The 3,656-nt window shown below is 38.4% G+C and carries 3 protein-coding genes; 1 reads left to right on the top strand and 2 read right to left on the bottom strand.

Annotation, left to right across the window (positions count from 1 at the left end; all coding sequences use genetic code 11):
• A partial coding sequence (locus AACZ30_RS13425; protein WP_339649991.1) for a carboxypeptidase-like regulatory domain-containing protein occupies positions 1-904 on the top strand: 904 nt, incomplete at its 5' end.
• Here the strand turns inward: AACZ30_RS13425 and AACZ30_RS13420 are convergent.
• Both AACZ30_RS13420 and gndA read right to left on the bottom strand, forming a co-directional pair.
• Positions 905-2,251, bottom strand: a complete 1,347-nt coding sequence (locus AACZ30_RS13420; protein WP_339649989.1) for a gluconate:H+ symporter — start codon at positions 2,249-2,251, stop codon at positions 905-907.
• A partial coding sequence (gene gndA, locus AACZ30_RS13415; RefSeq protein ID WP_339649988.1) for an NADP-dependent phosphogluconate dehydrogenase occupies positions 2,251-3,656 on the bottom strand: 1,406 nt, incomplete at its 5' end. The genes gndA and AACZ30_RS13420, both read right to left, overlap by 1 nt.

Here is a 3,656-nt window from a genome sequence, read left to right as displayed (position 1 = left end):
TTACAGGCTTCCGAATAAATTCTTGTTTTCACCCCAGGTGCAATACGATTTTAGCAGAAATCAGTTCAATAATATTATCCTGGAAGTAGAACGCCCGGTTTTTGAAAACGGATTTCTAAATGTTGCTTACGAAAATAATATGCTTAGAAATGCCCATATTTTTGAAATTGGGTTAAGATATGCATTCAATTTTGCGCAAACCTCGGTGACTTCCAGGTTGGGGAACCGAAATAATTCTTTTGTACAATCGGCTCGTGGTAGTTTAATGTTAGACGATAATACCGGTTATGTAATGGTAAACAACCGTACCGCCATGTCTAGAGCTGCTTTAAGCATTATTCCGTTTCTCGATTATAACACCAACGGCAAAAGAGATCCTATGGAACCTGCAGTGCGAGGAATGGAAATTAATAATACATCTGGCCGACTTTCGTATAACGAAGATGAAACCGTTTTGCGAATTACAGAGCTTCAGCCTTATATAGATATTATTCTGGAAGTAGATCCAAACAGTCTGGATAACATTGCCTGGAAAGTTAAAAATGAAAAGATTAAAGTGCATACCGTTCCTAACCAGTTTCAGGAGATTGAAGTGCCGGTAGAAGTTCTAGGGGAAGTAGCCGGAATGGTATATTTTAAAGAAGGAAACAGTCTTCGTGGCCAGGGCAGGATTACCGTAAACATCTTAGATGAAAATGAAAACCTGGTAAAAGAAATTTTAACTGAAGGAGACGGATACTTCACTTATTTGGGATTAAAACCCGGAAATTATACTGCTGAAATTGATCCTGTACAAATGCAGAAATTAGGTTACACAGCCAGCGAATCAATTGAATTTGAAATTAAAGTAGATCAATACGGTGATATTGTTGATACACTGGAATTTACCATTGAAGCCGATTAGTTAAATTATAAACCATATAATTAGGGAAACTGATAATCCAACAATAGCAATTAAGCTGGTCATTACCGTCCAGGATTTAAAAGTTTGTTTTTCAGTTAATCCTAAATACTGGCCTACGAGCCAAAACCCGCTATCGTTAACGTGAGATAAAATTGAAGCTCCTGAAGCTATGGCAATCACAATAAGCGAAGTTTGCGCCATAGAATAATCGCCTCCCGTTAAAACCGGCGCAGTAATTCCTGCTGCGGTTATCATTGCCACCGTAGAAGAGCCCTGTAAAATTCTCACTAAAGCAGCTACAATAAACCCAAAAACCAGCGGATTAAACCAGGCGTTATTTAAAGCATCTGCAATCATCTCTCCTGCCCCTGTTTCAATTAAAATTTGTTTAAAAGCGCCACCGGCACCGGTAAGTAAAATAATTATTCCGGCGGCCTGGAAAGATTTAGTAGCTACTTTCAGTAAAAATTCTTTTTGCATTCCTCTTCTAACTCCAAGAAAATACCAGGCTACAAGATTTGCTATTATTAATGCTGAAAATGGATGCCCCACCAATTCTATCGTATATAAAAGTCCTTCCGGAATTAAAACTCCATCAAATAATGGACTTTGCACTAAAGTATTTCCTACAATTAGAAAAATTGGAATTAAAATAATAGAAATAATAAGTCCGGGAGAAGGTGCTTTAGATTCATCGTATTCTATTTCTTCGGTAAAAGTTTTAGGTTCAATCTGGATTCTTTTAGAAATATACCTGGCGAAAATTGGTCCGCTGATTATTGCTGCGGGAATTCCTGCCAAAAATCCAAAAACAATTACCCAACCTAAATCGGCGCCCAAAATATCTGCAACCGCAATTGGTCCTGGTGTGGGCGGGATAAAAGCGTGCGTAATCGCCAAACCGGCCAAAAGAGGCAGTGCATACAGCAAAAGTGATTTACCGGTACGTTTGCTCAATGCATAAGTAACCGGTACCAAAATAATAAATGCCACATCAAAAAATACCGGAATTGCAACAGCAAAACCAGTAACCATCATAGCCCACGGGGCTTTTTTATCACCCGTTTTTTTCAATAAAAATGAAGCTAAGCGTTGTGCCCCTCCAGATTGTTCTAAAACTCCACCGAATAAAGCTCCTAAACCAACTACTGTAGCGACAAAACCCAGCGTACTGCCCATCCCGTCTTTCATCGTTTCCAGGATCTCTGTGGCGGGCATTCCGGCGATAATTCCTACCGCAATGCAAACAATTAGCAAAGCCAGAAAAGCCTGTATCTTTAATCTTAAAATAAGGAAAAGCAAGAGTGCAATCCCGGCAAAAACCGCAAAGAGTAATTGTAGTTCCATTAATTATTGTTTTTCCATTGAGTATGAAAAAATTCGCCCCGGGGTTTATCAGTTCGCTCGTAAGTATGTGCTCCAAAATAATCCCGTTGGGCCTGAATCATATTTGCAGAATTTTGAGCTGAAGTAAAGTTCAGTAAATAATTGGTTGCAGTAGATAAAACCGGAACGGCAAAACCAGACTGAAGTGCAATACTAACTGTTTTCGTCAATGAAGCCTGATTTTTCTCTATTTCTGAAATAATATTTTTATTAAGCAGTAAATGATTATTTGAATCTTTAAAAATATCAACTAAATTTTCCATCAAACCGGAACGAATAATACATCCGTTGGTCCAAACACGGGAAATCTCAGATAAATTAAGGTTCCAGTTATATTCTGATGAGGCAACCCGAAGTAAATCATAACCTACGGCATGATTAATTATACTGGCAGTTTTATAAGCCTGGAATAATTCATCTTTTATTTCTTCTAATTTTCCACTTTGGTTATTTTCATTTCTATACAAATTGGAAGCATTCACCCGAATTTCTTTCATCCCGGAAATATTTCTGGCCAAAACCGCAGCGGTAATAGTATCTAACGGAACACCCAGTTCTAAAGCGGCGTTGGTAGACCAACCACCGGTGCCTTTTTGTTTGGCCGCATCCAAAATTTTATCGATCAGGAAATCTTCATTCTCTTTTTTGCGCAAAATATCTACGGAAATTTCCAGCAAATAGCTTTTCATTTCCTTATTCCAGGTTTCAAAAAGATCGGCAATTGTTTCCGGGCTCGATTTTGTATAAAATCTCAGGAAATGGTAGATTTCAGCAATTAGTTGCATTTCGCCGTATTCAATACCATTGTGAACCATCTTGACAAAATGACCTGAACCATCGGGTCCAATATGAGTACAGCAAGGGTTTCCAGTTTTGTCTTTTGCCGCTATTTTTTCCAAAAGCGGCCCCATTTGTTTATACGCTTCGGCAGAGCCACCGGGCATAATTGAAGGACCTTTTAAGGCGCCTTCTTCCCCACCCGATATTCCACAACCTATAAAATGAATTCCTTGTTCTCTTAACATCTTTTCCCTTCTCCAGGTGTCTTTGTAATGCGAATTACCGCCATCGGTAATGATATCACCTTTTTCTAATAAAGGAAGTAAACTTTCTATCACTGCATCAACCGCAGCGCCGGCATTTACCATCAATAAAATCTTCCTGGGACGTGCTAAGGAAGAAATGAATTGCTCCAAATCATCAAAACCCTGAAAAGTGTATTTTTCAGCATTTTGCTGAACAAAATTTTTGGCAATATTTTCTTCAAGACCGGGTATTTGCCTATTAAAAACAGAAACATTAATATTTTTAGAAAGTAGGTTTAAAGCCAAACTCTTTCCCATTACTCCAAGTCCAATAAGCCCAA

The sequence above is a fragment of the uncultured Salegentibacter sp. genome (assembly GCF_963972535.1).
Taxonomy (GTDB): domain Bacteria; phylum Bacteroidota; class Bacteroidia; order Flavobacteriales; family Flavobacteriaceae; genus Salegentibacter.
Note: the sequence above shows the minus strand (reverse complement) of the source record. Positions and strands in the feature narration are given on the sequence as shown.